Consider the following 26,194-nt stretch of genomic DNA (forward strand, 5'->3'; position numbering starts at 1 on the left):
CATGCTTCGCGGGTTCCGGGCGACCAGGACCCCCGGGGCAGGAAGCGGGGATGGAATGCAGCCGATCAGTCCCATCGGGGTGGTTCGCGGCGGACGCCGACAGGTCCACGAGGACGGATGGGGGGCGGTGGTCTCGCGGATCGAACTGGACCCGGCCGTGTTCGACGAGTCGGCGACCTCCGGCCTCGACGACTACTCGCACGTCGAAGTGATCTTCGCGTTCCATCTGGCGACGCGGACCTGTACCGCCACCCAGCACCCCCGGGGCAACACCGACTGGCCGCTGTCCGGCATCCTGGCCCAGCGCGCACCCAACCGGCCCAACCACCTCGGGGTGACCGTATGCGGCCTTGCGGCGGTCGACGGGCTGACGCTCACCGTGCACGGCCTCGACGCCGTCGACGGCTCCCCGGTACTCGACGTCAAACCGTATCTGCCGGAGTTCGCCCCGCGCGGTGAGGTGCGGGGTCCGGCCTGGTCCGGCGAGCTGATGCGCAACTACTTCTGAGTCCGCCGGGCCGCCACGGCTCATGGCACGGCCACCAGGTCCGTACGCGCGGCCGCGATCAGGGTGTTGGCCTCGTCCCGGGGCAACTCCTCGTCGACCAGCAGCGCGATCGGGAGCGCCGCCTCGCTGCGGATCCGCGCGGCGGGAGCGCTCCTGGTCACCCGGCCGCCCTCCGGCCGGGCCCGTACCGCGAGGAAATCGATCCCCGGCAGCGGGCGGTCCGGCGCCCGGTCCACGACCAGCCCCACAGCCCGGGCGCCGTCCGCGCCGCGCAGCACACACCGGCCGTCCCGGCGCTCCAACTCGACCAGCCGGTGGGCCAGGCGCACCGGGCCCACCGTCAGCGGCACGTCGACGGGCTCCGCGTCGGTGGGGTGGCCGGCCAGTCGCGCCACGGTGCGCGCGACGAACTCCGGATCCCGCTCCCGCAGTCGGCTGAAGGTGTTCACCGCCCGGCGGCTGCGCAGCGCGAACACCGTCTGGTGCCCCTGCAGCCGCTCACCGCGGCACACCTGCTCGAACCACGCGGTGCTCTCCGCCGCCTCCGCCTGTGTCTGCTCGGCGACCGGCCGCCGGATGCTCTCGTACTCGGCCGCCGCCTGGAGCGGATCGTCGTGTCCGGCGATACATCGGGCGAGACACAGTGCGTCCTCGATGGCCAGAACGGTGCCCGAGCCCGTCGAGAAGTGGACCGTGTGCGCGGCGTCCCCGGCCAGCACCGTCCGGCCGTCGGACCAGCGGCGGTTGACGACGGTACGGAACGGTTGCCAGCCCGCCGTCCGGGCCGTCAGGGGAGCGCCGCCCAGCTCGCTCCGGAACAGCGCGGCAAGCCGCGGCTCCGCCTCGGCCGCCGTCAGGTCGAGCAGGCCGAGGGCGGACAGGCTGTCCGGATCGGCCTCGACGATGAAGGTGCTCTCGTCGGCCGCATGCGGATAGGCGTGCACCACCAGAGGGCCCGGGCCCAGGTCCTTGAGGAGGAAGCACGGTTCGAGGACCGAGGGTGTGCTCATCCACAGGTACCGGGTGCGGCCCGGAGACACGGAGGTGCCGAACCGGTCGGCGCGCTCCCGGCGCAGCTCGCTGCCCGCACCGTCCGCCAGCACCACCAGATCCGCCTGTTCCGGCAGCCTGGCGACGTTGCGCCTGATCAGCCGCACATTGGCGTGCTGCGCGGCCAGTGCGCGGACATGCGCGTGGAAGACCTGCCGGGAGATCCCCGACATGCCGAAGGCGCCGGACGGGATTCGTTCGCCGTCGATCATCGTGACCGTCTCGTCCCACGAGGCGTACGCGGACTCCGGCAGCCGCAGCACCTCGGGGTGGACGGCCCGGATGCGCTCGGCGAACTCGTCCGTCAGCACGATGCCGGCCCCCGGCCCCCGGTCCTCGCGGTCGTAGAGCTCGATGGCCGTGTCCGGTAGCAGCCGGGCCAGCTCCAGCGCGCAGAAGGCACCGGCGGGGCCCCCGCCCACCACGGCCACGGTGCGGACAGAAGTGCCGCTCATGCCGGGGTCCCGTCCCAGTGGAACCGCTCGCCGCGGGCCAGCGCCGCTCCCCGGGACACCGCGGTCATCTCACCACTGGCTATCTTCATGATGGTGAGGAACTCGGTGAAGTGCGGTTCGGGTGCGTCCAGTCCGGCGCCCGCCTCCTTCATCAGGGCCAGCCAGCGCAGCCGTTGCTCGCGGGAGATCAGGAAGTGCGCGTGCGCCTGGTGCATCTTCGGGTCCCAGGCCGCGGTCAGGTCGTTCTCGCCGTAGATCCGGCGGAAGTGGTCGTACAGCCGTGCGGCGTGACGGCTCCAGTCGGGGACGGCGAAGAGCGGCGACAGCACCTCGTCCTCGGCGACGAGCTCGTAGAAGCGGGTGGTGAGCGCCTGGAAGAACTCGGCGCCGCCGATGCCGGTCCAGAAGTCGGAGACCTTCCGGTCGACCTGCGTGGGAGTCATCCGCTCGCCGGACTGCAGACCCTGGTCGGCGACGAGGAGTACCCTCCCGTCGTGCTGGGGGGCCGGGCCGGCTGGATTGGGCGACATGGGCGTACTCCTTCAGTCGGATCGGTCGAGCAACAGGCCCGCGGCGGACAGCGTGCTGACGGTGCAGCCACGCAGCTTCTTGGCCTGGACGGTTCCGAGCCCGTAGGCGATCGTGGTGATCCCCTGCTCGGGGGCCAGCTCGGCAGGGCGGTAGAACATCGTGGCGAAGTACGTGAACGAGGCGTCGGGATGCGTGTAGTCGGTGCCGCTCATCAGCGCGGTCCACTGGTCACCGTCCCGCACCAGCATCGTGAAGGAGAGCAGGGCGCCCCGCTGCCGGGCCTCGACGATCCAGACGTTCTCGGGACCGAAGTGGTCGCGCAGATGCCGGAACGAGTCCGCCTCGCGCTTCGCGTCGGGCACACCGCCGTACTTGGTCACCAGCTGGGCCCGCAGCGGAATGAGCTCGGGCTCCTCGTCGCCGATCGGGCGTTCGCCGATCTCGATGCCTCGGGCCGCGATCTCGCGCAGCTCGCGCCGTACCGCGAAGCGCTGGTTGCGCCGCAGCCCGGCTATGTAGCCGTCCAGGTCATCCCAGGTGACCTCCATGTCGCTGCGGTCCACCATCGGGACCACGGCGAACCCCGCCGTGCGCAACACGTCGAGGAACTCGGGATGGTCGGGGCGCAGGAACAGCGCCGAGACACTGCGCATCCCCTGGTCACGGCACCAGTCGAGCAGGGCCTCCAGATACGCCCGCAGCACCCGCGGATCGCGTGAGCCCGGACCGGCCGGCGCCGACTCGTAGTTGGGGCCCATCAGTACGCAGGACGGGAACAGTTCTTCGGCGGGGAGTCCCTGCCACGGGTGCGGTCCGTCGGCGACCACCCCGTCGGCGACCGAGCCGCCCGACAGCACCCGCATCGGATCGAACCGCACATGTCCGGTGGGGGCCTCCATCACGCCGCCCACCAGGGCCACTTGGTCCCCGTCCGGACCGGACAGCCCGAAGGTGCGGGCGCCGCCGGGGATCCTGCCCTCGGCGAGCGAGATCCAGCGTCGGCGCAGTGTGACCGGGGCTCTGCCGATCCAGCCGTCCCAGCCCTCGGGAACATCGGTGCGCACCTGCAGCCGGGCGGTGTCCAGCGCCGGTTCGGGGCGGTGTGGCGTCACGTCAATTCCTTCCGGCCGTGCGGGAAGCCCGTCCGGCCCGGCAATGCACAGGGCTGCCGGGCCGAATGGGCTGTGGGTCGGCCGTCAGGCCGCCTGCGGTTCCTGCACTCGGTCCCAGACCGGTGCCTGGTCCCAGACCGAAAGTTCGTCGCAGCTCCGGTCCCAGACCGACAGTTCGTCGCAGCTCCGGTCCCAGACCGACAGGTCCTCGGAGGCCCGGTCCCAGACCGACACGTTCTCGGAGGCCCGGTCCCAGACCGACACGTTCTCGGAGGCCCGGTCCCAGACCGACAGGTCCTCGGAGGCACGGTCCCAGACAGGAGTCATGTCCCACACGCCGAATTCGTCGGCCGACTTCGCTCGGACTACATATGCGTCGCGCATGAAGCATCCCTTCGGAAGGTTCACAGAAGGCGATCCACCGGACCGCCGAGAGGCGGCCATCGCCGCGCTCATCAAGGAGCCTCGCAGCCTGAGTCACGACCTGTCTTCTCCTTAATTGCTGACCTTCCGCGAAGTATGGCGAGCCAGTCCTTGAAATTCACTTGAAGCCACTGGAAATCTACTTGAATCCGCTTGATATCCGCTTGAACCCGGGTCGAGGCGTCGCCTCGGCCGACATCTCGAGACCAGGAGCCGCGAACAGGATGGGCGGGTGCGACCAGTTCCGCGGACACAGCACCAGTTCCACCTCGAAGCTGGCGTACGGGTCGATGCGTATGGGCCCGAGCGTGGCCGTGAGCAGCATGGTCTCCAGGGGCCGGCCCGGCTGCTCCTGCGCCGCCCGCATCGTCGCGTGCAGGTAACAGATCCCGTGCGGAACCTGCTGCAGCACAAAGGGTCCGAGGTGCTCCGTGGTGGTCCAACTGGACGGATGCCGCTGGAGTATGGGGCTGTCGAAGGAACCGATGTAGATCGAGGAGACGGGCTCCGCCGCAGCCCGGGCCACGCCGTGCAACTGGCAGCGCGTCCTGTCGCTTCGACCGTCGAGCGTCGAGGGCACGGCGTACCCGCCCTCGGCCCGGCTCAACTGACGGTATTGAGTCGGCGGAATTCCCACGGATTCGGTGAATCGACTGGTGAAGCTGCCCGTACTGCTGTACCCGACCCTGGAAGATATGGTGGCCACACCGAGATCGGAATTCTTCAGCAGGCGTTTCGCTTCACCAATGCGTACCGCACCGAGAAAACGCCCCGGGGTCACCCCGGTGACCTGACTGAACACGCGCAGCAGATGGAATTTGCTGACCAGGACCGCACCGGCGATGTCATCGAGGCTGAGTGGTTCCGAGTAACGCTCCCGGATGATCTGCACGGCCCGCTCCACAATATGCTCCATACGCATCTCCTGAACAGCCGAATGGAACACGGCGTACGCCCGGGGCAATGCTAGGGAAAACGCATGGAGGCTTGCTTGACCTGAGATCGAGCCACGGACCCGGCGCATTCACTCTCTTTCCGGTGTGGCGATGGCTGATCAGATTCCGGAGTCGAGCCACGCGAATGGCCGCCGGTGCCGACGGGTCAAGCCATGCTTGAGGGCTCTGCCGGACCGTGGCGCCCAGTGAACTACCCAGGAGGGTCACGGTGATGGCAGTGCAAGGCGTGCAGCTCTACGACACCACGCTGCGGGACGGCACCCAGCAGGAGGGCATGGTGCTGACGGTGCAGGACAAGCTCGCCGTCGCGCGCCACCTGGACGCCTTCGGCGTCGGGTTCATCGAGGGCGGGTGGCCGGGCGCGGTTCCCCGGGACACCGAGTTCTTCCACCGGGCCCGCACCGAACTCACCCTGGAAAACGCGGAGTTGGCCGCGTTCGGGGCGACGCGCCGACCCGGTGCACTGGCTGCCACGGACCCCCAGGTCCAGGCCCTGCTCGCCTCGGGCGCACCGGTGATCACCCTGGTCGCCAAGACCGATGTCCGGCACGTGGAACGGGCGCTGCGGACCTCTCTCGCCGAGAACCTGGCCATGATCTCCAGCACCGTGCGGCATCTCGTCCAGGCGGGCCGGCGGGTGTTCGTCGACGCCGAGCACTTCTTCGACGGCCACCGCGTGAACCGCGCGTACGCCCACGAATGCGTACGCGCGGCGGCGGAGGCCGGTGCGGATACCGTCGTGCTGTGCGACACCAACGGCGGCTCGCTGCCGGACCAGGTCCGCGAGGCCGTGGCCGACACGCTCGCGCAGACCGGCGCCCGGCTCGGCATCCACTGCCACGACGACACCGGCTGCGCCGTCGCCAACACCCTCGCCGCCGTGGACGCGGGCGCCGTGCAGGTACAGGGCACCGCCCACGGGTACGGCGAACGGTGCGGCAACGCCAATCTGTTCACCGTCGCCGCCGACCTCGTCCTCAAGCGGGGCATCGAGGTCCTGCCGGCCGTGCGACTGGCCGGCCTGGCCGCCACGGCCCGGGCGATCAGCGAGCTGACGGGGCACCCCGCGCGGCGGGCCGACCCCTATGTCGGTTCCTCCGCATTCACCCACAAGGGGGGCCTGCACGCCTCCGCGCTGCGGGTGGATCCCGACCTGTACCAGCACATCGACCCGGCCGTCGTGGGCAACCGGATGCGCACGCTCGTCTCCGACCTGGGGGGCCGGTCGTCCATCGAGCTCAAGGCCCGCGAGCTCGGCTACACGGTGGCGGCCGGCTCCGAGCCGGTGGCCCGGGCCTCGGCACGCGTCAAGGAACTGGAGAACAAGGGCTACAGCTTCGAGTCCGCCGACGCCTCCTTCGAACTGCTGCTGCGCGAGGTGCTGTTCGGTCAGACGGCCGAGAGTCAGCCGTTCACGGTCGACTCCTGGCGTGTCACCGTCGAGCAGCGCTCCGACGACGCCGTCACCGAGGCCTGCGTGCGGCTGCGGGTCCCCGGCAGCGAGCCGGTCGTCGCGGTGGGCGAGGGCAGCGGACCGGTCAACGCGCTGGATCGCGCGCTGCACCAGGGCCTCGACACGCTCTTTCCCGCGCTGGCGGGGCTGGAGCTGACGGACTACCAGGTACGGATCCCCACCGGCGGACGGGGCAGCGCGGCCCCGGCCCGGGTGCTGGCCACGTTCGTCGACGGCCGGCGGCGCTGGAGCACCGTCGGCGTCGACGAGAACCTGGTCACCGCCTCCTGGCAGGCGCTGCTGGACGCGTTCCGGTACACGCTGCGCGACAGCGCCGGGCCGGCTCCCGAGGCGGTGCCGCTCGCCGAGCCCGTTCTCTTCTCCCCCGGCGGCTGATCGCAGACCCGTGGCGGCCGCCCGAGGGCCGCTCGTTCCGTGGTGTCCTGCCGGTCTCCGCGATCAACAGGCCGAAGCGATCGCCCGGACAGGGGATGACGGGACAGCCCTTAGTCGGGCAGCGGCTCGGAGTAGTGGCGGAAGCCGTTCCGCTGCTGGTGGATGTCGTACAGGCGCTGTGCCAGCACGTCCGGGCTGCTGTGCCGGGCGTCGGGCCGGATGGCTCCGGGGATGATCAGCTGAGCGGCGTGGATGTTCTCCGGGGCGAGGGCGTCGTGGAGCATATGGGCGTAGGCGCTTTCGGCCGCGAAGGCGATCGAGGTGCCGGCGACCTTCGGGTTGGGTCGTACGGCGCTGGAGCCGTTGACGAACAGCAGGGTGCCGCGGCCGAGTTCGCGCATTCCGGGAAGGACGGCGCTCACGCAGGTGACGGGGCCCTTCACGGAGAAGGCGAGCGGGGCGTCGAGGTCGTCGGTGCTCGTGCCGAGGACCGGCTTCATGAAGTCGGCGCGGGGCACCGGGCTGTACTGGAGGATCTCGACGGGCCCCAGGTCGGCCGCGGCCGCGTGAAGAGCCGCGGTCAGCGACTCGATGTCGAGCACGTCGGCGGTGAAGCCGCGAGCCTGGACGTCGTCACGGGCGAGGTCGGCGCTCAGGCCGTCCAGCTTCTCCGCGTTGCGGGCGATGAGGGCGACGGTGTGGCCGGCGGCGCCGAAGCGGCGGGCGGTGGCGAGCCCGAGACCGGGGCCCGCGCCGACGAGGGCGAAGGTCGTCATGGTCAGTCCTTGGGTGTGCGGGGTGGTTCGCGCCTCCGGGGCCGTACCGCCTGGGTGAGGCCCGGAATGCGGACGCGTCTGTGGTCAGGGCTTGAGGAGGGCCTTGATGGCGCGGCGCTCGTCCATCGCCTTGCAGCCCTCGGCGGCCTGTTCCGGCGGCAGCGCGAGGTCGACGACCTTGCCCGGGTTGATCCGGCCCGTCAGGACGCGGTCGATGAGGTCGGGGAGTTCGCGCAGGTGTTGTCGGAGGTGGCGAAGGAGCCGACCACGAACTGGCCCGGCTTGACGTGGCTGACCCCGCTGCCCACCTCCTCGACGATGCCGACGTACTCGTGTCCCATCGGGTGCGGGTCGCCGATGGGTTCCGCGCCGCGGTAGGGCCACAGGTCCGAGCCGCAGACGGAGGTGGCGACCGTGCGGATCACCGCGTCGGTCGGATTGATGATCTTCGGGTCGGCGAGGTTCTCGAAGCGCACGTCGCCGGGGGCGTAGATGACTGCTCCGCGCATGGGGTGCTTCCTTCGGTACGAGGATCGGTGTGCCGCAGCCGGGGTCGGGCCTGGCTGCTCGACATCGAGCCTCACACGCGGGGAGAGGCGCGAAAAGCGGAGAAATCCATCCCGGGATGGAAACATCCTGGGAGGGAATTCTCCCCCCCTTCCCGGGTGGGATCGATGTCATGCTGGGAAGCATGACCGCCAATGTCCCCCTCAATGAGCTGGGAGAATTCCTCAAGAAGCGCCGCGCCGAGCTGAGCCCGCGCACGGTCGGGCTCCCCGAGAGCGACAGGCCCCGCAGGGTGGCGGGGCTGCGCCGCGAGGAGGTCGCCCAGCTCGCCAGTATCAGCACCGACTACTACACCCGTCTCGAGCAGGGCCGTATGCAGGCATCGGCGCCCGTGCTGGATGTCCTCGCCCGCGTACTCCATCTCGGTGACGACGAGCGGGGCTATCTCTTCCAGCTCGCGGGAAAGACCACCCCCCGCACCCGACAGCGCGGCCGGCAGAAGGTCCAGCCGCAACTGCAGCGGGTCCTGGACGACCTCACCGCCACTCCCGCCGTCGTGCAGGGCCGGCGCGGGGACATCCTGGCCTGGAACGCGCTGGCCGCCGCCCTGGTCACCGACTTCTCCCGCGTCCCGGAGAAACACCGCAACTACCCCCGGATCATTTTCACGCATCCGGGCATGCGGACCCTGTACGCCGACTGGGAGACCACGGCGCACATCTCGGTTGCGCAGTTGCGGATGGAGGCGGCGAAGTATCCCGAGGACCCCCGCCTGATCGAGCTGGTCGGTGAACTGTCCATGCGGGACGCACAGTTCGCGAAGTGGTGGGGGGATCACCGGGTCGCGGCCCGCACCGTGGGCACGAAGACCCTCAACCATCCGGTCGTCGGCGAACTCGTCCTGGACTGGGACACCTTGACCGCCAGCACCGACCCCGACCAGCACCTCACTGTCTGGACGGCCGAGCCCGGCTCCCCCACCCACGAAGGGCTGCGCATCCTGGCCTCCTGGGCCGCCGACCAGGACCTGCCGGCCTCCTCCCCCCTCGGCTGACGGCGCCGCAGGCGCACGGAGGACGCAGGCCCGTGGAGACCGACAGGTCCACGAGCTTCGCGGTCACCCTCGCTCGTGCGAGCGCCGCCACCAGGGCAGCCTGCGGCTTTCCGCCCAGACACTGACCGCCGCGTCCATGACCGCCCGGCTCTTCCCGATCCGTGCGGACGGCGGCGCGTCGTCTTACGGAGTCGTGACGTGGCGGGCGCGGCCCGGGATCACGAGGGGTGGGCCGCCCTACCGTGGGCGCATGCGTGTACTGGTCACCGGCGGTGCCGGGTTCATCGGGTCCCATGTCGTCGAGGCACTTCGGGCGCGCGGCCACGAGCCCGTCGTGTTCGACGTGCTCGATGACCCGGACGCGGACGTGCGGGACGGTGAGGCCGTCGCCCGCGCCCTGTCCGGTGTGGACGCGGTCTGCCATCAGGCGGCGAGGGTGGGGCTGGGCAACGGATTCACCGACGCGGTGGAGTACGTCTCCCGCAACGACCTCGGCACCGCCGTGTTGCTCACGGCCATGGCGGAGAAGGATGTGCGGCGGCTGGTGCTGGCGGGGTCGATGGTGGTCTACGGGGAGGGGCGGTACACCTGCGCCCGGCACGGTGTGGCGCGGCCGGGGCCTCGGGCCGTCGCCGACCTGGAGGCCGGGCGTTTCGAGCCTCGGTGCCCGGTGTGCGGCGAGGAGGTGTCACCGGGGCTGGTCGGAGAGGAGGCACCGGCGGACCCGCGCAACGTGTACGCCGCCACCAAGCTCGCCCAGGAGCACCTGGCCGCCGCGTGGGCACGGGCGACGGGCGGTTCGGCGGTCTCGTTGCGCTACCACAACGTGTACGGGCCGCGAATGCCCAGGGACACCCCGTACGCCGGGGTCGCCTCCTTCTTCCGTTCCGCTCTCGCCCGGGGTCGGGCCCCGCGCGTGTTCGAGGACGGCCGGCAGCGGCGGGACTTCGTGCACGTACGGGACGTGGCGACGGCCAACGTGGCCGCGCTGGAGGCCGATGCGGCCGTCGGTGCGCTCACCGCCTACAACACCGGCAGCGGCGAGCCGCACACGGTCGGCGAGATGGCGCGGGCGCTGGCCGCCGCGTACGGCGGGCCCGAGCCGGTGGTGACCGGCGAGTACCGGCTGGGCGACGTCCGGCACGTCACGGCGGACTCGTCCCGGCTGCGGGCGGAACTGGGCTGGAAGCCGGAGGTCGGTTTCACGGAAGGCATGCGGGAGTTCGCGTCGGCCGGGATGCGCGGCGCGTAGGACCGCACAGGACCGGTGGTGCTGCCCGTGTTCATGAAGCTGCCGCGGGCAGCACCACCTCGAAACGGCAGCCGCCGGGGATGTTGCGCACGGTGGCCCGGCCCCGGTGGGCCTCCACGATGCCGCGGACGATCGCGAGACCGAGTCCGGCCCCCGCCGGAGGCGTCCGGGCGTGGGTGCCGCGCCAGCCGGTGTCGAAGACGCGGGGCAGGTCCTGTTCGGGGATGCCGCCGCAGCTGTCCGAGACGGACAGCACCACGCCGTCCGGCGAGCGTTCGGCGGCCACCATGACGGTCCCGTCGGCGGGGGTGCGCCGGATCGCGTTGACCAGGAGGTTGCCGAGCACCCGGCTCATCTCCTTGCCGTCCACCTCCACCGGGAGGGGCTCGACCCGGTCCCCGACGAGTCGCACCCCGTGTTCGTGGGCCAGCGGATACGCCCCGGCCAGGGCATCGCCGACCAGGTCGTAGACGGACATCCGGGCGGGTGACAGGGCCAGGGCGCCGGCGTGGATGCGGGAGAGCTCGAACAGGTCGCCGACCATGCCGTTGAGGCGCTCGACCTCGGTGCGGATCTGGCGCAGGTAGCGGCCCGGGTCCGTGGCGACGCCGTCCTCCAGCGCCTCGGACATCGCGCGCAGGCCCGCGAGCGGAGTGCGCAGATCGTGCGAGATCCAGGCCACGAGTTCCCGGCGGGAGGACTCCAGGGCGCGCTCACGCTCCCGGGACTCGGTCAGCTTCGCGCTGGTGGCCGCGAGCTCCCGGCTGAGCGCGGAGAGTTCGGCGGTGGCCGGGCCGTCGGGCGCGGTGAAGTCGCCGCCGTCGCCGAAGGAGCGGGCGGCGAGCGTGAGTGCGCGGCTGCGGGCGACCACCCAGCGGCCGAGCAGCAGCGCGGTGACCAGGGAGACGACGGCCGCCATCGCGACCACCGTCGTGACCACGCTCAGGTCGTGCGCGGACAGGAACATCGCCTGCGCCACGGCCATGGTGCCCGCGAGCATCGCGGTCACGGCGACGGCCGCCACCACCGTGAGCGAGCTGGTCAGCGACCGTCGGCGCAGCAGCCACAGGGTCACCGCGCCGACCAGCCCGGCCGCGCCCGCGCCGAGGAGGGCGTACAGGGCGATGAGGAGGGTGTCGCGCACAGGTCACTCCTCGCCGGGGCCGACGGGGGCCGCCGGATCGAAGCGGTAGCCGACGCCCCACACCGTCTGGATCAGGCGGGGCCGGGCGGGATCGTCCTCGACCTTGTTGCGCAGCCGCCGGACGTGGACCGTGACGGTGGAAAGGTCGCCGAAGTCCCAGCCCCACACCTCCCGCATCAGGTCCTCGCGGCTGTAGGCCCGGCCCGGATGCCGGAGGAGGAAGGCGAGGAGGTCGAACTCGCGCAGGGTGAGGGCGAGTTCGGCGCCGTTCTTGGCGGCACGGCGGGCGGCCGGGTCGACGGTGAGCCCCCCGGCGCTGAGGGACCGCGCGCCCACCGGAGGGCGGGTGCGGCGCAGTACGGACTCGACCCTCAGCACCAGTTCCCGGGGGCTGAAGGGTTTGGTGACGTAGTCGTCCGCGCCGACCTCCAGGCCCATGATGCGGTCGTCCTCGTCGCCGCGGGCGGTGAGCATGATGACCGGGACGGGCCCGCGGCCGCGCAGCCGTCGGCACACCTCCAGGCCGTCCATGCCGGGCAGCATCAGATCGAGGACCACCAGGTCGGGCCAGTGCGCGGCGGCGCCGGCGAGGGCCGCGGGGCCGTCCCCCGCCCGGTCCACCAGGTATCCGGCGCGGTCGAGGTAGCCCGAGACGACCTCGGCGACGGTGGGGTCGTCGTCGACGACGAGGACCCTCGCCCGGGCTGCCCCGGTCCCTCGGCTCTCGGGGGCGCCCGCTGCCTGCTCGTACGGCTGCTGTTCCATACGGCCAGCCTCGCACCGCGTGCCGCCTCGCGTCGTCCTCCGGCCCCCGCCCGGCGTCGACGTCCGTGTTTCGTAAGGAACCGGAGTCCGAAATGACCGAATCGCGCTCGTAGGGTGTACGTCGTGATGACCCCTCCCCCGCACGAGGACGTCGACGTCGTCCTCCCCTGTCTCGACGAGGCCGAGGCGCTCCCCTGGGTTCTCGCCCGCATTCCGTCCGGTTGGCGTGCGCTCGTCGTCGACAACGGCTCCACCGACGGCTCGGCGGACATCGCCCGGGAACTCGGCGCCACCGTCGTCCACGAACCCCGCCGCGGCTTCGGCGCCGCCTGCCACGCCGGGCTGAGCGCCGCGACCGCCGGCATCGTGTGCTTCTGCGACTGCGACGCCTCGCTCGACCCGTCCCTGCTCATGCCGTTCGTACGCGAAGTACAGGGTGGCGGAGCCGACTTGGTGCTCGGACGGCGACGTCCGCAGGGCCGGGGCGCCTGGCCCGCGCACGCCCGGGCCGGCAACCTCGCGCTTGCCCTGATGCTGCGCCGACGCACCGGCCTGCGGCTGCACGACCTCGGTCCCCTGCGGGCGGCGCGCCGTGAGGCCCTGCTCGGCCTGGACCTGACCGACCGGCGCAGCGGATACCCCCTGCAGATGGTCGTACGGGCCGCCGACGCGGGCTGGTGCGTCGCCGAGCACGACGTCCCCTACCTGCCGCGCTCAGGCGTGTCGAAGGTGACCGGGACCTGGCGCGGCACCTGGCAGGCGGTGCGGGACATGAGTCGCGTGCTGGCCGAACCGCCCCTCGCACCCGCGGCGGCCGACCTGCGGACGCAAGAAGGAACCCGTCGGTGACCCCCCTGCGGACGCGAGAAGGAACGGGTCCGTGACCCCCCTGCTCGTCATCGCAACCGTGGCGTCGGATGTCCGCGGCGACGGGCCCGCATGCGCCGACCACAGACGCCGGCGCAGCCGCAGCCGCAGCCGCAGCCGCAGCCGCGCAATGGGGCCCTCGACACATGACGAAACGCTGACGTCCGGGCGCGCGACGGCCCCGGCGCGTTCCTGGCGGCCTAGCGTTTCGCCGTGACCCGTGATCTTCTCCGAGACCTGTACGCGACCGCGGCCGCCGCTCTGCTCGTCGCGGCGGCCGCGCTGGTCGGCACCGCGATCGAGCGGGAGTACGGCACCCTGCACGTGAACTGGCCGCCCCTGTACGCCCGTTGGGGACCCCACGTCGGCCCCGGCACCCCGGCGGCCCTCGTCGTCGCGGTCGGCGTCGTGGCCTACGGCCCGCGAGTGGCCGCCCGGCTGCCGTGGCGGGCGCTGCTGGGCGTCGCCTGGGGTACGGCCATGGCGTGGACGTGGTCACTGGCGCTGATCGACGGCTGGCAGCGCGGGATCGCGGTCCGGCTCACGACCCGCTACGAGTACCTGCGGGTCATCGACCGTTTCCAGGACATCCCCGCGACCCTGCGGGACTTCACCCACCACATCCTGCTCCACTCTCCCGACAACTGGCCCGCGCATGTCGCGGGCCACCCTCCGGCGGCGACGGTCACGTTCGTCCTGCTCGACCGGGTCGGACTCGGCGGCGGGGGCTGGGCCGGAGTCTGGTGCGTCACCGTCGGGGCGTCGGCGTGCGTGGCGGTGCTGGTCGCCGTGCGGGTGCTCGCGGACGAGGCGCTCGCGCGCCGGGCGGCGCCGTTCCTGGTGATGGCACCGGCCGCGGTGTGGATGGGGACGTCCGCGGACGGATACTTCGCGGCGGTCGCCGCCTGGACGATCGCGTTCCTCGCCCTCGCGGCCACCGGGCGCCGACCGCGGCTCACCGGTTTCGCCGCCGGGCTCCTGTTCGGCCTCATCTGCTATCTCTCCTACGGGCTCACCCTCTTCGCCGTGATCGCCGGCGCCGTCCTCCTGCTCGGCGGCCCGCGACGAAGGCGCCCCCTGCCCTACACCCTCGCCGGAGTCACCGTCGTCCCGGTCGTGTTCACCCTCGCGGGCTTCAACTGGTGGGAGGCGTACCACCTCCTGGTCCAGCGCTACTACCAGGGAGCAGGCGGCATCCGGCCCTACGGCTACTGGGTGTGGGCCAACCTCGCCTGCACGGTCCTGATCGTGGGCCCGGCGACAGTGGCGGGCCTGCGGCGCACCGGCGCCACGCTCCTTGGGACCACGGCACGGTTCAGGGCACGTGCTTTCGCCGACGCCTCTCCGCGCGTCCGGACACCCGACCGGCACGGCGCTTCCCTCCGTACCGTCCCTGCCCTGCGCCGGCGGGCCGTTCGCCGGGCGGACGGACCCGGCGCCTCCCCTGACCTCCGCCTCGCCCTGCTCCTCGCCGCGGCCTTCGCCGCGCTGCTCATCGCCGACCTGTCCGGGATGAGCAAAGCGGAGACCGAGCGCATCTGGCTGCCCTTCGCCATGTGGCTGCTGGCCTCCTGTGCGTTCCTGACTCGACCCCGTGCCTGGCTCGCCGCGCAGGCCGTGACCGCCCTCCTCCTCAATCACCTGCTGCTGACCGGCTGGTGACCGACGGCGCCGGGCCCCGAGGTCGCCCGTCTCACGTCACGGACGCCGCGCCCCACCAGCTGGAACAGGGTGCCGGAAGCGGTGCCCCGGGGAGGAGTCGGCACTGGCCGCCGCACGGTCCTCACTGGCCGCCGGTGGCGTCTCCCGAACACAGCACAGCTCTGCCGTCCGGTCGCGATCGAGACCGGACGGCGGAGTGGCGGACGAACTGAATGCCGGCTCACTGCCGAACCCGCACGCGACGCGACCTCCGCCCATCCGACTCCCCGAACGCGTTCAGCCGAAACGTCCCCCATCAGGGCCGGCAGCCGCCCCACGGCTGCCGGCCCAGCCGTTCCCGCGCGAGCCGGGTGTCGGGCTTGGCCGGACCGCGTCCCTGCCCCTGCCCCTGCCCCTGCCCCTGCCCCAGCACCGGGCGCCGATCGGTGCCGACCGGTGCCGATCGCGCTGACCCCGAACGGCGTTTCCGGTGGTGCCGAACGGACACCCGGTGACGAGGGCCGGCCGGGCAGCCAAGGAACAACCCGGGTCCCGACGCCGGACAGGAAAGTGAGTCGCCATGACGGTGCGGGACGGGAGGCCGATGGCCGTCCGCCGTCCCGAAGTCCGCCGCCCCGGGACGGGCCGGGCGCGAGCGCGCCGCCTGCGCGCGCAGCCGCCCTCACCCGCGTGCGGGCGAGGGCCGGAGGCGAAGCGGGGCGGCCGCGGCGAGCGGACGGCGGGAACGTCGTACGGGGAGAGGACCGACCGCGATCCCACCGGTCGCGGCGGCCGTCGCCGCTCGCCTGCCGCGCCCACGGGTCACCCGAGAAGGGGTGCGCGACCACGCGTGACCTCTTGTGCCAGGATCGTTCGAGGTCGTTCGTGCGGAGCGACTGCCGGGAGGTGACGGCCATGTCCGGCGACGATCTGCTGGGCAGCGGAGACGCCGGGGAAGACACGGACATCGAGCGTGCCCGTATCGCCCACCGGCTCATCGCCGGTGTGCGCGGACTCCCTCCGCAGGAGGTGCCGGACGCGTTGTGCCGTGCCTGTGTCGGGCTGCTCCCGATGGTCGTGGGGCTCTCGGTGTCGGTGCTCGGGGACAGCTCGGACACCGGTGTCGTGCTGTGCGCCAGCGACGGCGTCGCCGCACAGTTGGCGGAGCTCCAGTACACCCTCGGTGAGGGACCGTGCCGGGAGGCGGCCCGGCTGCGTGCGCCCGTGTTCGCGACGGACCTGGCCCGCGCTCCGGACACGCGCCGCTGGCCGCTGTTCTCCGTCCAGGCGGTCAGGGCCGGGGCGCGGGCGGTCTACTCGGCGCCCCTGGCGGGTGCCGGAAGCGCGCTCGGCACGCTCGACCTGTACCGGGACACTCCGGGTTCGCTGAGCGGCGATCATGTGCGGACCGCCCTGCTGGTCGCGGACGCGGTCACCCTGGCCGTCATCGCCCTTGATCACGCTTCCCCCGCCTCCGAAGGAGTCGTAACGTGGCTGTCAGGAGCGGAATCGGATCGGGAGGAGGTGCACCAGGCCACCGGGATGATCATGATGCAGCTTGGCGTGAGCGCCGAGGAGGCGCTGCTACGCCTGCGTGCGCGGGCCTTCGCCCAGGGTCGTACCTCCACGGGAGTGGCCCGGGCGATCATCAACCGCACCATGGACCTCCGCGATGACTGAGCGGCCGGCACCTGTGCCGGTACCCGTAACGACAGCGCCGGGGAGGCGACCATGAACCGCGAGCGACGGCTGGCGCAGGCTTTCCTCACCCTGTCGGACACCTATGCCGCGGAGTTCGACCCACTGCATCTCTTCCATCGCCTGGTCCACGCCTGCCAGGACCTGCTGGACGTGGACGCGGCGGCCGTGATGATCGCCGACGCGCGTGGTGGTATGAGGACGATGGCGTCGACCGACGAGGACGCCGCCTTCGTCGAACTGCTGCAACTGCAGAACGGCCACGGCCCCTGCGTGGACTGCTACCGCACCGGGGAGCCGGTGAGCGTGCCCGACATCTCCGCCGAGCAGGAACGCTGGCCGCACCTGGTCGCCGCCGTGGTCGAAGCCGGATACGGCTCCCTGCAGGCGATCCCGATGCGGCTGCAGGATCGGCCCTTGGGCGCCCTCACCCTGCTGCGTCGGCCGTCGGGCCATCTCGCGCCGGACGACGTCCATCTCGCGCAGGCCCTCGCGGACTCGGCGGCGCTGGCCCTGATGCACTGGTCCAGCGAGCCCGCCCGGGTCGACGACGTGATCACCCGCGTGCAGAGCGTCATCGCTTCCAAGGCCACGCTGGAGATCGCCAAGGGCATGGTCGCCCAGTACGCCGACACCACCGTCGGCGAAGCCGCGCGACTGCTCACCGCCTATGCGAGTGAGCGACGGCTTCGCCTCACCGAGACCGCCCACGCCCTGGTCACCCGCCAGATGGCCCCGGATGCGGTCATCGGAGCACAGCGCCTGGGGTAGGGCTCGGGCCACTGCCGGGTGCCTGGAGCAGACGACTCTCCTCATGCCTTCATGCCCCCGGGCGGAACGGCGGGTACGCGGGAGCCCGAGCCCCGACGAGAACCGGAGACGCCGTGAAGCGCTGATCGTCAGCTGCGCCCCCAAGACGTCCCCCGAGCCTTCCGACACCGAGGCCCTGGCCGCCGTGGCCGGCGAGCGGCTGTCTGGAGGAGCGGCGCGGACGTGAGCCGGTCCCTCGCACCGGCCGGCTCATGGCCGCCGACCTCACGGCGTGGCCCGGGCCCCGCGTGCCGGGCCGTCGCCCCCGCCCGCCTGACGGCCGTCGCCCCGCCTGCGAGGTGCCCCCGTCCCGGAGCACGCGCAGGACCGCCCGCGGCGGGGCGCTCCCGATCGCTCGAGTGCCGAGCACGCCGTCGTCCCGGACGAGGTGGTGCCCGGGAACAGGTCGGAGCGATTCACTCCCACACGAGAAACCGCTGGTCGTCGATGTCTTCATCATGGCTTCCCGATCCTTGGTGACAGGGCCCCGACGAGAGGGGGAGCAAGGGAGACTGGCAACCGCGTTCCCGGCATACCAGCGGCGGCAGTTCCCAAAGTCGCGCGGCTGCCCTGCGCCGGCTGATAAGAAGCCGCTGCGGTGGCCGACGGGCACGTCGTCCGCGTTCGGGACGCTCGTGGCAGTTCTCGACGCAGCGGCCGTCCTGAGGTGAGCGGGTGGCCAGCACACTCGTCTCCCTGACGGCGGCCAATAGGTGACGGACCGGACCGGGCGCGAGCTGCACTGGCGGGCGCTCTGCGGCTTCTTCCGCCGCTGGCGGTCCTACCTAGCCGGGGCGGCTGCCCGACCTGGACCATCTACGTGGCCCGCAGAGCAGCGGGCACACCGGAGGACGAGGGCGCGGCCGGCCCCGGAAACGGGCCGGCTGCTCGCAGAACTCACGCCCGGCGCCGAAAACCTTCCGGCTCGTGGACCCGGTCCGCAGGACTCCGGGCATGGTGTCCTGCGGACCGGGTGCGGTCGAGCGCCTGCCGGTTCGCCCGCGCCCACCAGGTCCGGAACGGGACAGCCCGGGTCGCGGGGCGTCAGCTCGGCTTGAGGATGACCGCCTGACCACCCGCGTTGGTCATCGCCATGCTCAGGGTTGTCGAGGAGGTGACGGTCCGGGTGCTGACCACCGTGGGCGTGGCGTGCGGGGTGGTGCCCGCCGTTCCGTCCGCGTAGACGGTGGCGGTGTAGCTCACGCCGCTGTCGAGGAAGTCCAGCGGAACCGACAGGGTGCGGGCGGTCTCGTTGGTCATCGCCCCGAGGAACCAGGTGGTGCCGCTGCGGCGGGCGACCGCGATGTACTCGCCGATCGAACCGGTGAGGGTCGTGCTCTCGTCCCAGGTGGTGGGGACGGCGTCGAACCACGCCAGTCCGGGCCAGTTGGCGGTGGTGGCGTACGACGACGGTGTGGAGTACCAGTAGAGGAAGTTGAGCGGCTGGTAGTACACCGCCGCCATCGCCATCTGATGGTTGTTGGTCGTCAGGTCGCGGGACTGCCCGTAACAGATGGTGTAGTCCATCGGTCCGCCGACGTTGCGGGCGAAGGGCAGGGTCACGTTGTGGGTGGCCGTGGGGAAGTTCTCGTTGCCCCGGACGCCTTCCAGGCTGATCCAGTTGGGGTAGGTGCGCTCGTAGCCGAACGGCCGCACGTCGTCGTGCATGTCGATCAGCAGGTTGTACTTGGCGGCGGTCTTGGCCCAGGTGATGATCTGGTTGGTCATGGTCTGGGTGCCGTCGTTGATGAAGCCGAGCTTGACGCCGGCCACGCCCCAGCTCTTGTAGAGGGCGAACAGGGTGTCGGGGGCGCTCAGGGCCAGACGGTTCACATAGAGGAAGAGGCCGACGCTGCTCCTCGTGGCGTAGTCGATCACCGCGGGCAGATCGATCTCCGAGATGGCCTGGGTCGCGTCGGTGGTGGTGAACTCCGGCCCGTACCATCCCGCGTCGTACTCGACGTAGTCCAGGCTGCGGGCGACGGCGAAGTCCACGCCGGCGATTCCCGCGGCGGTGGTCAGGTTGCAGCGGAACACCTTGCCCGGCCGGATCCACGTCGTGTCGGTCAGGGCATTGGCCGGGGCCAGGTTGAGCACCAGTTCGGCGTTGTCGACCAGGTCGGTGTCGGAGGAGCCGAGGACGAGCACCCGCCAGGGCGTGGCGAACGGGGTGGCGACGGTCGAGGTGGTCTGCACCGTGCCGCTGCCGCGAGCGGTCTTCTTCATCAGGTACGTCTTGAGGGTGTTGCTCTGCCCGGAGACCGACGTGAGCATCCCTCGCGGGTAGTTCACGCGGGAGGACTCACAGATGCAGGCGCGCAGCCCGCCGGCCAGGGTGACCAGCAGAGGCATGTCGGTCAGGGGGCCGGCGTCCGTGCTGGAGGTGCCGGTGGAGGGGATCGCGTCCGGTGCGACCGGGGTGTACACGCTCTCGTCCCGGGCGCTGTGGACCAGGGTGCCGCCGGGGAACACGAAGCTGGTCAACTCGTCCGAGATGGTGGCCTTGCCCGTGCCGAGCAGCGTGTAGCGCAGCGCGACTCCGGTGTTGTAGGCGCGTATCTGGACGCCGAAGGTGATGCCGCCGCTGCTGTCCTGAAGGTTCCAGCGCATTTCCTGGTAGTAGTCGCGGATCGTCGCGTTACGCCCGTACACCGGGGTCCAGGTGTTGTCCTGGGTCCAGTGCTGATAGTTGGTCATTACGGTGTTGGCGGTGCCCAGCGTGGTGCCGTCGCTCATCACGAGTCCGAGCACCGAGGTGGCGACGACCGTCGTGCCGGAGCGCGTGACCGACCAGGAGAGCGCTCCACCGACCAGCGACACCGTGATCTTGTTGCTGCCGTCCGGTGACGTGGCGGTCATGACGGCGTCCGCGGCATGGGCCTCTCCCGTGCCGGCGAGGCCTAGTGCGGCGGCCCCCGCCGTGACCGCCGCTCCCTTGAGGATCCCGCGCCGGGACAGCCCTCCCGGGCGAGCGGCTCCGGGCAGGCCGGGCTGCTCCTGACGTCCTGACGTTCCCATGGTCGGTTCACCTCTCTGTTGAGTTGCACGAAAAGACATCGGCACGGGGAGCGCGTGGGCGTCCCGCACGGTCTTGGCCTGTGCGGGACGCCCACGCTGTTGGTCACTGCTGGGTCAGGGTGACTTCGTCGCAGTAGCCGTCGCCGGTTCCGGAGACGAGGTGGCAGTAGATGCGGGCGGAGGTCACGCCCGCGCCCGTGGTGAAGGTCGTCGACTGCTTCGAGTAGGTGCTCGACGTGGTCGAGGCACTCGTGACGGCCGTGCCGTTGTAGAGCTTGGCCTCCAGCGCCGTCGTGGTGCCGGCGGTCTGGCTCGCGAGGGAGCCGGTCAGCCTGTAGGTGGTGTTCGGCGTGAGGCCGGTGATGATCTGGAACAGGGTGCTTCCGCTCAGGGACGAGTTCGTCAGCGCCGCGGCGTTACCGTTGGCCGCGGTGCCCGTGAGCGAGAAGTCGCCGTTGCGCCAGGGCACGGTGTGGCCGGACTCGAAGTTGCCGTTGATGGCGTAGTTCCTGACGGGGGTGACGGCCATGTCGTCGCAGTAGCCGCTGCCCGTTCCCGAACTCTTGTAGCAGTACAGCCGCACGGTGTTGTTCGTCGCCCCGGTGGTGAAGTCGGCGGAGACGAACGTCCACGAGGTGCCGCTGGCGCTCGCCACCGTCTCCAGACCGCCGGTGTTCTTGACGCCGACGTTCATGACCTCACCGGCCGTGTCCGACTTCACCCAGCCCGAGACCCGGTAGGTCGTGCGTGGGGCGACGGGTACGGACTGTTCGAGGGAGGCGGGCGATGAGGTGATTTTGGCCGCGTAGGTTCCGGTGTGGGAGGTCGCGTTCGTCACCGAGGCGTTGTTCCACTTGCTCCACGCGCTGGTCGTCCCCGTCTCGAAGCCGAGGTTCTCGTTCGCCAGGCAGGTGGAGTCGGAGGGCGAGCTGTACTGGTCGGCGCCGATGTCGGGCGCGCAGACCGAGGGGACGGCCGATCCCCAGTAGTCCTGGCCGCCGTTGTTGGGGATGACGACCCCCGCGCCTACGGCCGGGGAGCCCGCGGTGAGCTGGTAGCCCGTGACGCTGCCGATTCCGGTGCCGCCGCTGCCGGGCGATGCCAGCAGCGGATTCGCCGTGATCTTCCCGGGGTCGGACGGCTCGCTGGCCGGGTGGTTGCCGTAGAAGAGATTGTTCCGCCAGGCGAAGTTCGAGGCGGGCTGGCCGGTGGTGTAGACGTAGCCGCCGCTGCCGAGGTTGTAGATGATGTTGTTGGCGAGCGTCAGGTCGTTCCAGGCGCCCGTGACCTCAAGGACGTTCGCGGTGGATCCGGACGGGATGTAGATGGTGTTGTTGTAGAACCTGGAGTCCTGCGAACCGTCCATGGTGATGGCGCGAAGACGGTCGTTCTGGCTGACGTTGTAGCGGACCGCCGCGTTGCTGGCGAGGTGCATCCCGCCGCCGCAGCCGCAGAAGAGGATGAAGCCTCCCGCGTTGTCGTGGCTGTAGTTGTACTGGACGATCGTGCCGTCTTGCCCGTAGTCGACGTCGAAGCCCTGGCCGTCGCTGTTCCCGGAGTTCTTCTGGGTTCCGTACGCCTCGTTGTACTGGATCACCGTGTTGTCGGAGTCCCAGGCCCAGATGCCCGCGTTCGCCGAATTGCCCTTGGCCGCGTTGTAGACGACGTTGTGCTGCATGACGGCGCCCTGCGAGCTCTGCACGACGATGCCGTCGCCGCTCGTGTCATGGACGGTGTTGTTCTGGACGACGACGTTGGTGAACGGGGTCCAGTTCGTGGAGCTGCAGCCGATGGAGGGGCGGCACCCCCACACGCTGCTCATGTTGATACCGCTGCGGTGGATGTTCGACACCGTGTTGCCGTCGATGACGAGGTCGTCGAAGGTGGTCGGCGTCGTGGTGGTCCCGATGACGGAGAACTGGATGCCGGCGCTTCCGTCGCCCGCCTTCGACTCGGTTCCGTTCACATCATGGATGTTGAGGTTGCTGATCTTGTAGTGGTGTCCCGTCCCGTAGTTCTCGAGGACCACGTAGACACCGCGCCGCTCGTTCGCGCCCGTGACGGCGCCGGTGTTGGTCACCTCCAGATCGGAGATCTCCCAGTACTGCTGGTTGTACAGGTAGATCGCGTCCGTGCCACCGCCGCCGGCTATGACCGGCAGGGCGCCGGTGCCGTAGGCGCTCATGGTGATCGATCCGCCTGCCGCGCTGCCCGAGCCCAGCGGGTGCAGAAGGCCGGTGCAGGTCGTCCCCCGTTTGAACAGCAGCTGGTCACCCGGGGCGAACGTCGTCGCGTTCGGGCCCGCCAGTGAGTTCCACGGTGAGGAGGAGGTTCCGGTCCCGTTGGATGCCGCCGAGCAGTCCACGTAGTAGGTCGAGCCCGCTGCGTGGGCGGGCACGGCCGGTGTCAGGGCCACCGCGGCGCAGGCGAGCAGCATGGTGACGACCGCGCCTGCGAACAGCCGTCTGATCTCTGCTATTTGTCTCATGGTGCTTCTTTCCGTACGACATTGTCGGAAGGGGTGGAGGGGCTCGCCGTGACCTTGCGGAGTGCGGCGACGATGGCCTGCGTCGGGGCGGCCTGGTTCGACCATTCGGCGGCGATGTGTCCGTCGGCTCCGATCAGCAGGGTGTGGAGCTGTCCGTCCGTGGGCAGTTGTCCGCCCACGGAGGCGGAGTCCGCGGCGACGACGAGTTCGGGCGGGAGGGCCCAGTTCGCCGCGAGGTTCTGGAGTGCGGCGTCGGTCGTGTGCCCGTCCGAGTCGGTGACGAGGACCCGGACGTCGGGATACTGAAGCGCCACGCTCTTGAGCGAGGGGATCTGGCCCCGCGCCGTCGCCGCGTCGACGTCGCCCTGGTCGTCGATGGGAAGGGCCGAGACGACGGTCGGGCCGGAGAGGGAGATGTGGTTCCCGTCGAGCAGGGTCACACCGGAGCCTGCCGGCGCTTGGGCACGGCATGCGGTGACGAGGAGGAGCGCGGCGGCGCACGGGATCATCCATGCGCGACGGGCCCTCACGGTCACTTCTCGGATCGCTGTCACCGGACCGGCCCTTCGAGAGGCAGGATGGGTGCTTCCAACTTTTCGTCGCGGTCGCACACGAGGGTGTCTCCGTTCACCTGGAGGCGGGCGACCTGGATCGAGCTTCGGCGCTCGTCGTGGTCGCTGTGTCGTCCAGGGCTTTTGTCGGATCGCCCGGGGTGGGTGAAGTAGAAGACGAATGCGCCGAGTTCGCTGGTGACGACATCGGCGTGGAAGCCGTACGACCCGTCGTCCGGGCCACGCCCGGGACGATCGAGGACGAGTCCTCGCGGTTCCCAAGTCTCCAGGTCCCGTGAGTGAAGGACTCGCAGGCCGTGCCATTCGTCGACAAGCATCCAGTAGCTGCCGTCGAACTCGAAGACATTAGGGCCTTCGTGCGACGAGCACTCGACGGCGGGTCCCCGGACGGTCCACCGCGTCAGGTCGTCGCTGTCCGCCGCATAGGTGTGCGCGTGGTCGGCCTCGTCCTTGTACCACATGCGGTAGCCGCCTGTGGGGAGCCGCAGTACGCAGGCGTCGATCACTTTGCCGGACGACAGCGACAGGGTGGAGCGGTAGGTCCATGAGAAGAGGTCGTGGCTCGTGTAGTGGCGGATCGCGCGTGCATGACCCTCCCACCGGGTCGGAACACCGCGGATGACGCTGAGGAACATGTGGTATTCGGTTCCGTCGTCGACGATCTCGGGGGCCCAGTAGGTGTGCCGTCCGGGCTCGATGTCCAGTCCCTCGGCGACTCCCCGGTACAGCCAGTCAGCCCCGCCGTCCGAGGAGGACGCGATCCCGATGTCGCTCCCGTGCACCCAGCTCACGTCGTTCGTCGGAGGCGCGTCGGCGCGACGGCTCGTGTAGAACATCCACCACTCGCCGGTGTGCCGGTTCCAGATGACGGTGGGATCGGTCGCCCCGTCGTGAACGGGGTCGCGGAACAGGGGGCGGGCAACGGCTGTCATCGGTACTTCCCAGGAGTGAGGACGACGGTGTCCCAGGACACCGGTTGCGGTCGTGCGGTCGGGGTGTGCCCGTCGGTCGAGGACACGGAGAACGTGTGGGCCTGAGGCCCGTCGTGATCCGGATGGCCCGGTACGCGGCCGGCAGGCCCATGAGCCGGTGTCGGCGACGTCGAGGACGGTGACTGCGCCGGCCCATGGGCGGTCGGTTCGTCGACGTCGTCAGGCGTGCTGGTGCGTCAGACGGATCATGTTCCAGGAGAGCGGTTCGAGTTCGGCATGGAGGACTCCGTCGGTGACGGCCGTGCCCGTGGCGGTGTGCGGGGTGACACGGTCGGGCCGGTCCGCGGTGTTGGTGGCCTCCGGGTCGCTGTCGGCCAGGACGAGGTGCTCCGCCAGGGCGTGGGCGTCGACGCCGCGCAGGTCGATCTTCAAGGGAAGGGCGTCCGTCTGGCTGCGGTTGACCGCGAAGACGGTGATGTCGCCTGTCTCGTCGTCGATCACCGCGGTGGCGTGCAGCAGCGGTACGTCGCCGAACCTGGCGGTGACGTACGTCGGGCTGTCCACCTCGACGCGCAGCACCCGGCCGCGCCCGTACCGCGAGGCCTGGGCGAAGGGGAAGAAGGTGGTCTGCCGCCAGGCGGGCCCGTCCGGCTCGGTCATGATCGGCGCGATGACGTTGACGAGCTGCGCGAGGGAGGCGGCGGTGACCCGGTCGGCGTGCCGCAGCAGGGCGATGAGCAGCGAGCCGAAGACCACGGCGTCGGTGACGGTGTAGACGTCCTCCAGCAGGCGCGGCGCCTGCTGCCACTCCTCGACGGGGTGCGGGTTGGGCCGCTTCTGGTACCAGACGTTCCACTCGTCGAAGGAGAGGTTGATGCGCTTGTCCGCCTTGAGGCGGGCGCGGACGTGGTCGCAGGTGGCGACGACCGACTCGATGAAGTGCTCCATGTCCACGGCGGACGCCAGGAAGGAGTCGCGGTCGCCGTCGATCTCCTCGTAGTAGGCGTGCAGGGAGACGTAGTCCACGAGGTCGTACGCGGCCTGAAGGACGGTCGCTTCCCAGGAGGCGAAGGTCGGCATGGAGGAGCTGGAGCTGCCGCAGGCGACCAGCTCCAGATCGGGGTCGACCTGCCGCATGGCACGGGCGGTCTCGGCGGCGAGGCGGCCGTACTCCTCGGGCGTCTTGTGGCCGGTCTGCCAGGGGCCGTCCATCTCGTTGCCCAGGCACCACATCCGGATGCCGTACGGCTCCTTGCCGCCGTCAGCGACACGGCGGTCGGACAGCTCGGTGCCGCCGGGGTGGTTTGCGTACTCCAGCAGCCGTACCGCGTCCTCCACGCCTCGCGTGCCGAGGTTGACGGCCATCATGGGTTCCATGCCGGTCCTACCGCAGAAGTCCATGAACTCGCCGAGGCCGAACTCGTTGGTCTCGGTGGACTTCCATGCCAGGTCCAGCCGGGTCGGCCGCTCCTCGCGCGGGCCCACGCTGTCCTCCCAGCGGTACCCCGAGACGAAGTTGCCGCCGGGGTAGCGAACGGTGGTGACGCCGAGCTCCCGGACCAGCGCCAGGACGTCCTGGCGCAGGCCGTCCGCGTCGGCGGCGGGGTGGCCGGGCTCGTATATGCCGGTGTAGACGCAGCGGCCCATGTGCTCGACGAACGATCCGTACAGACGAGGGTTGACATTGCCGACGTCGAACGCCGAGTCGAGAGTGAAGCGGGCGGCGGAGGTTGGGCCGTGCTCGGACATGACTGCCTTTCGGAGGTCGCTTCGGACGCGACCAGGG

Annotated in this window: 21 protein-coding genes and 1 pseudogene; 8 read left to right on the plus strand and 14 right to left on the minus strand. The window is 70.8% G+C overall.

Features of this window, described 5'->3' with window-relative positions:
• The first annotated feature begins 55 nt into the window (after nt 1–55).
• On the plus strand, nt 56–508 hold the full coding sequence (locus ACIPFH_RS26130; protein WP_356262579.1) for an SAM-dependent methyltransferase: 453 nt from the start codon (nt 56–58) through the stop codon (nt 506–508).
• A 20-nt stretch (nt 509–528) separates the two neighbouring features.
• On the opposite strand, the gene ACIPFH_RS26135 is transcribed toward ACIPFH_RS26130, so the two are convergent.
• The 5 genes from ACIPFH_RS26135 to ACIPFH_RS26155 all read right to left on the minus strand — a co-directional run bounded on the left by ACIPFH_RS26135 (nt 529) and on the right by ACIPFH_RS26155 (nt 4,995).
• Entirely contained in the window at nt 529–2,013 is a 1,485-nt protein-coding gene (locus ACIPFH_RS26135) for an FAD-dependent monooxygenase (protein ID WP_401829947.1), read from the minus strand.
• Nucleotides 2,010–2,543 carry a truncated hemoglobin gene (locus ACIPFH_RS26140; RefSeq protein WP_401829948.1) on the minus strand — a complete coding sequence of 178 codons (534 nt, stop codon included), beginning with the start codon at nt 2,541–2,543 and terminating at the stop codon, nt 2,010–2,012. The genes ACIPFH_RS26135 and ACIPFH_RS26140 overlap by 4 nt, the downstream gene beginning before the upstream one ends.
• A gap of 12 nt (nt 2,544–2,555) precedes the next feature.
• Nucleotides 2,556–3,656, minus strand: a complete 1,101-nt coding sequence (locus ACIPFH_RS26145; protein ID WP_401829950.1) for a hypothetical protein — start codon at nt 3,654–3,656, stop codon at nt 2,556–2,558.
• A gap of 84 nt (nt 3,657–3,740) precedes the next feature.
• A complete protein-coding gene (locus ACIPFH_RS26150; protein WP_401829953.1) occupies nt 3,741–4,040 on the minus strand; it encodes a hypothetical protein in 300 nt (99 codons plus the stop codon).
• Between the two features lie 178 nt (nt 4,041–4,218).
• Nucleotides 4,219–4,995: a helix-turn-helix domain-containing protein gene (locus ACIPFH_RS26155; protein WP_401829955.1), complete on the minus strand. Its 777-nt coding sequence runs from the start codon at nt 4,993–4,995 to the stop codon at nt 4,219–4,221.
• Between the two features lie 251 nt (nt 4,996–5,246).
• Here ACIPFH_RS26155 and cimA point away from each other — a divergent pair, with 251 nt between their 5' ends.
• Nucleotides 5,247–6,884: a citramalate synthase gene (gene cimA, locus ACIPFH_RS26160; RefSeq protein ID WP_401829957.1), complete on the plus strand. Its 1,638-nt coding sequence runs from the start codon at nt 5,247–5,249 to the stop codon at nt 6,882–6,884.
• A gap of 110 nt (nt 6,885–6,994) precedes the next feature.
• On the opposite strand, the gene ACIPFH_RS26165 is transcribed toward cimA, so the two are convergent.
• Both ACIPFH_RS26165 and ACIPFH_RS26170 read right to left on the minus strand, forming a co-directional pair.
• Nucleotides 6,995–7,660 (minus strand): SDR family oxidoreductase, encoded by a 666-nt coding sequence (locus ACIPFH_RS26165; protein ID WP_401829960.1) that lies wholly within the window; start codon nt 7,658–7,660, stop codon nt 6,995–6,997.
• Between the two features lie 227 nt (nt 7,661–7,887).
• Nucleotides 7,888–8,169 (minus strand): annotated as a pseudogene (locus ACIPFH_RS26170) (alcohol dehydrogenase catalytic domain-containing protein); the annotation flags it as partial.
• Between the two features lie 170 nt (nt 8,170–8,339).
• Between ACIPFH_RS26170 and ACIPFH_RS26175 the strand changes: the two are divergent.
• Both ACIPFH_RS26175 and ACIPFH_RS26180 read left to right on the plus strand, forming a co-directional pair.
• The gene (locus ACIPFH_RS26175) at nt 8,340–9,221 is read left to right on the plus strand and encodes a helix-turn-helix domain-containing protein (RefSeq protein WP_401829961.1); all 882 of its coding nucleotides are present in this window, start codon (nt 8,340–8,342) and stop codon (nt 9,219–9,221) included.
• A gap of 250 nt (nt 9,222–9,471) precedes the next feature.
• Nucleotides 9,472–10,473 carry an NAD-dependent epimerase/dehydratase family protein gene (locus ACIPFH_RS26180; protein WP_401829964.1) on the plus strand — a complete coding sequence of 334 codons (1,002 nt, stop codon included), beginning with the start codon at nt 9,472–9,474 and terminating at the stop codon, nt 10,471–10,473.
• Nucleotides 10,474–10,504: 31 nt separating this feature from the next.
• Here ACIPFH_RS26180 and ACIPFH_RS26185 read toward each other — a convergent pair whose 3' ends face one another.
• Nucleotides 10,505–11,617 (minus strand): sensor histidine kinase, encoded by a 1,113-nt coding sequence (locus ACIPFH_RS26185; protein ID WP_401829966.1) that lies wholly within the window; start codon nt 11,615–11,617, stop codon nt 10,505–10,507.
• Between the two features lie 3 nt (nt 11,618–11,620).
• Nucleotides 11,621–12,382 carry a response regulator transcription factor gene (locus ACIPFH_RS26190; RefSeq protein WP_401829968.1) on the minus strand — a complete coding sequence of 254 codons (762 nt, stop codon included), beginning with the start codon at nt 12,380–12,382 and terminating at the stop codon, nt 11,621–11,623.
• A 126-nt stretch (nt 12,383–12,508) separates the two neighbouring features.
• Between ACIPFH_RS26190 and ACIPFH_RS26195 the strand changes: the two genes are divergently transcribed.
• The 4 genes from ACIPFH_RS26195 to ACIPFH_RS26210 all read left to right on the plus strand — a co-directional run bounded on the left by ACIPFH_RS26195 (nt 12,509) and on the right by ACIPFH_RS26210 (nt 17,359).
• On the plus strand, nt 12,509–13,231 hold the full coding sequence (locus ACIPFH_RS26195) for a glycosyltransferase family 2 protein (RefSeq protein ID WP_401830237.1): 723 nt from the start codon (nt 12,509–12,511) through the stop codon (nt 13,229–13,231).
• A 231-nt stretch (nt 13,232–13,462) separates the two neighbouring features.
• Entirely contained in the window at nt 13,463–14,911 is a 1,449-nt protein-coding gene (locus tag ACIPFH_RS26200) for a hypothetical protein (RefSeq protein ID WP_401829971.1), read from the plus strand.
• A gap of 894 nt (nt 14,912–15,805) precedes the next feature.
• Nucleotides 15,806–16,570: a GAF and ANTAR domain-containing protein gene (locus ACIPFH_RS26205; RefSeq protein WP_401829974.1), complete on the plus strand. Its 765-nt coding sequence runs from the start codon at nt 15,806–15,808 to the stop codon at nt 16,568–16,570.
• A gap of 51 nt (nt 16,571–16,621) precedes the next feature.
• A complete protein-coding gene (locus ACIPFH_RS26210) occupies nt 16,622–17,359 on the plus strand; it encodes a GAF domain-containing protein (protein WP_401829975.1) in 738 nt (245 codons plus the stop codon).
• A 1,083-nt stretch (nt 17,360–18,442) separates the two neighbouring features.
• On the opposite strand, the gene ACIPFH_RS26215 is transcribed toward ACIPFH_RS26210, so the two are convergent.
• From ACIPFH_RS26215 to ACIPFH_RS26235, 5 genes are all read right to left on the minus strand, one after another.
• Nucleotides 18,443–20,416, minus strand: coding sequence for a glycoside hydrolase family 97 catalytic domain-containing protein (locus tag ACIPFH_RS26215; protein ID WP_401829977.1), 1,974 nt, complete (start codon nt 20,414–20,416; stop codon nt 18,443–18,445).
• Between the two features lie 103 nt (nt 20,417–20,519).
• Nucleotides 20,520–22,904 (minus strand): carbohydrate binding domain-containing protein, encoded by a 2,385-nt coding sequence (locus tag ACIPFH_RS26220; protein ID WP_401829978.1) that lies wholly within the window; start codon nt 22,902–22,904, stop codon nt 20,520–20,522.
• Nucleotides 22,901–23,434: a hypothetical protein gene (locus ACIPFH_RS26225; RefSeq protein WP_401829979.1), complete on the minus strand. Its 534-nt coding sequence runs from the start codon at nt 23,432–23,434 to the stop codon at nt 22,901–22,903. The genes ACIPFH_RS26220 and ACIPFH_RS26225 overlap by 4 nt, the downstream gene beginning before the upstream one ends.
• Before the next feature lie 20 nt (nt 23,435–23,454).
• A complete protein-coding gene (locus ACIPFH_RS26230) occupies nt 23,455–24,408 on the minus strand; it encodes a glycosyl hydrolase (RefSeq protein ID WP_401829980.1) in 954 nt (317 codons plus the stop codon).
• Between the two features lie 219 nt (nt 24,409–24,627).
• Complete coding sequence (locus ACIPFH_RS26235; RefSeq protein ID WP_401829982.1) at nt 24,628–26,157, minus strand: alpha-N-arabinofuranosidase; 1,530 nt, start codon at nt 26,155–26,157, stop codon at nt 24,628–24,630.
• Nucleotides 26,158–26,194 lie beyond the last annotated feature (37 nt).

The organism is Streptomyces sp. NPDC088157 (genome assembly GCF_044741545.1).
Taxonomy (GTDB): domain Bacteria; phylum Actinomycetota; class Actinomycetes; order Streptomycetales; family Streptomycetaceae; genus Streptomyces.

What these genes read in the sequence shown, in the direction of transcription:
- ACIPFH_RS26130 (WP_356262579.1), top strand. Translation starts at nt 56, where the DNA reads ATGCAGCCGATCAGTCCCATCGGGGTGGTTCGCGGCGGACGCCGACAG.
- ACIPFH_RS26135 (WP_401829947.1), bottom strand. Translation starts at nt 2,013, where the DNA reads ATGAGCGGCACTTCTGTCCGCACCGTGGCCGTGGTGGGCGGGGGCCCC.
- ACIPFH_RS26140 (WP_401829948.1), bottom strand. Translation starts at nt 2,543, where the DNA reads ATGTCGCCCAATCCAGCCGGCCCGGCCCCCCAGCACGACGGGAGGGTA.
- ACIPFH_RS26150 (WP_401829953.1), bottom strand. Translation starts at nt 4,040, where the DNA reads ATGCGCGACGCATATGTAGTCCGAGCGAAGTCGGCCGACGAATTCGGC.
- ACIPFH_RS26155 (WP_401829955.1), bottom strand. Translation starts at nt 4,995, where the DNA reads ATGGAGCATATTGTGGAGCGGGCCGTGCAGATCATCCGGGAGCGTTAC.
- cimA (WP_401829957.1), top strand. Translation starts at nt 5,247, where the DNA reads ATGGCAGTGCAAGGCGTGCAGCTCTACGACACCACGCTGCGGGACGGC.
- ACIPFH_RS26165 (WP_401829960.1), bottom strand. Translation starts at nt 7,660, where the DNA reads ATGACGACCTTCGCCCTCGTCGGCGCGGGCCCCGGTCTCGGGCTCGCC.
- ACIPFH_RS26175 (WP_401829961.1), top strand. Translation starts at nt 8,340, where the DNA reads ATGCTGGGAAGCATGACCGCCAATGTCCCCCTCAATGAGCTGGGAGAA.
- ACIPFH_RS26180 (WP_401829964.1), top strand. Translation starts at nt 9,472, where the DNA reads ATGCGTGTACTGGTCACCGGCGGTGCCGGGTTCATCGGGTCCCATGTC.
- ACIPFH_RS26190 (WP_401829968.1), bottom strand. Translation starts at nt 12,382, where the DNA reads ATGGAACAGCAGCCGTACGAGCAGGCAGCGGGCGCCCCCGAGAGCCGA.
- ACIPFH_RS26195 (WP_401830237.1), top strand. Translation starts at nt 12,509, where the DNA reads ATGACCCCTCCCCCGCACGAGGACGTCGACGTCGTCCTCCCCTGTCTC.
- ACIPFH_RS26205 (WP_401829974.1), top strand. Translation starts at nt 15,806, where the DNA reads ATGTCCGGCGACGATCTGCTGGGCAGCGGAGACGCCGGGGAAGACACG.
- ACIPFH_RS26210 (WP_401829975.1), top strand. Translation starts at nt 16,622, where the DNA reads ATGAACCGCGAGCGACGGCTGGCGCAGGCTTTCCTCACCCTGTCGGAC.
- ACIPFH_RS26215 (WP_401829977.1), bottom strand. Translation starts at nt 20,416, where the DNA reads ATGGGAACGTCAGGACGTCAGGAGCAGCCCGGCCTGCCCGGAGCCGCT.
- ACIPFH_RS26220 (WP_401829978.1), bottom strand. Translation starts at nt 22,904, where the DNA reads ATGAGACAAATAGCAGAGATCAGACGGCTGTTCGCAGGCGCGGTCGTC.
- ACIPFH_RS26230 (WP_401829980.1), bottom strand. Translation starts at nt 24,408, where the DNA reads ATGACAGCCGTTGCCCGCCCCCTGTTCCGCGACCCCGTTCACGACGGG.
- ACIPFH_RS26235 (WP_401829982.1), bottom strand. Translation starts at nt 26,157, where the DNA reads ATGTCCGAGCACGGCCCAACCTCCGCCGCCCGCTTCACTCTCGACTCG.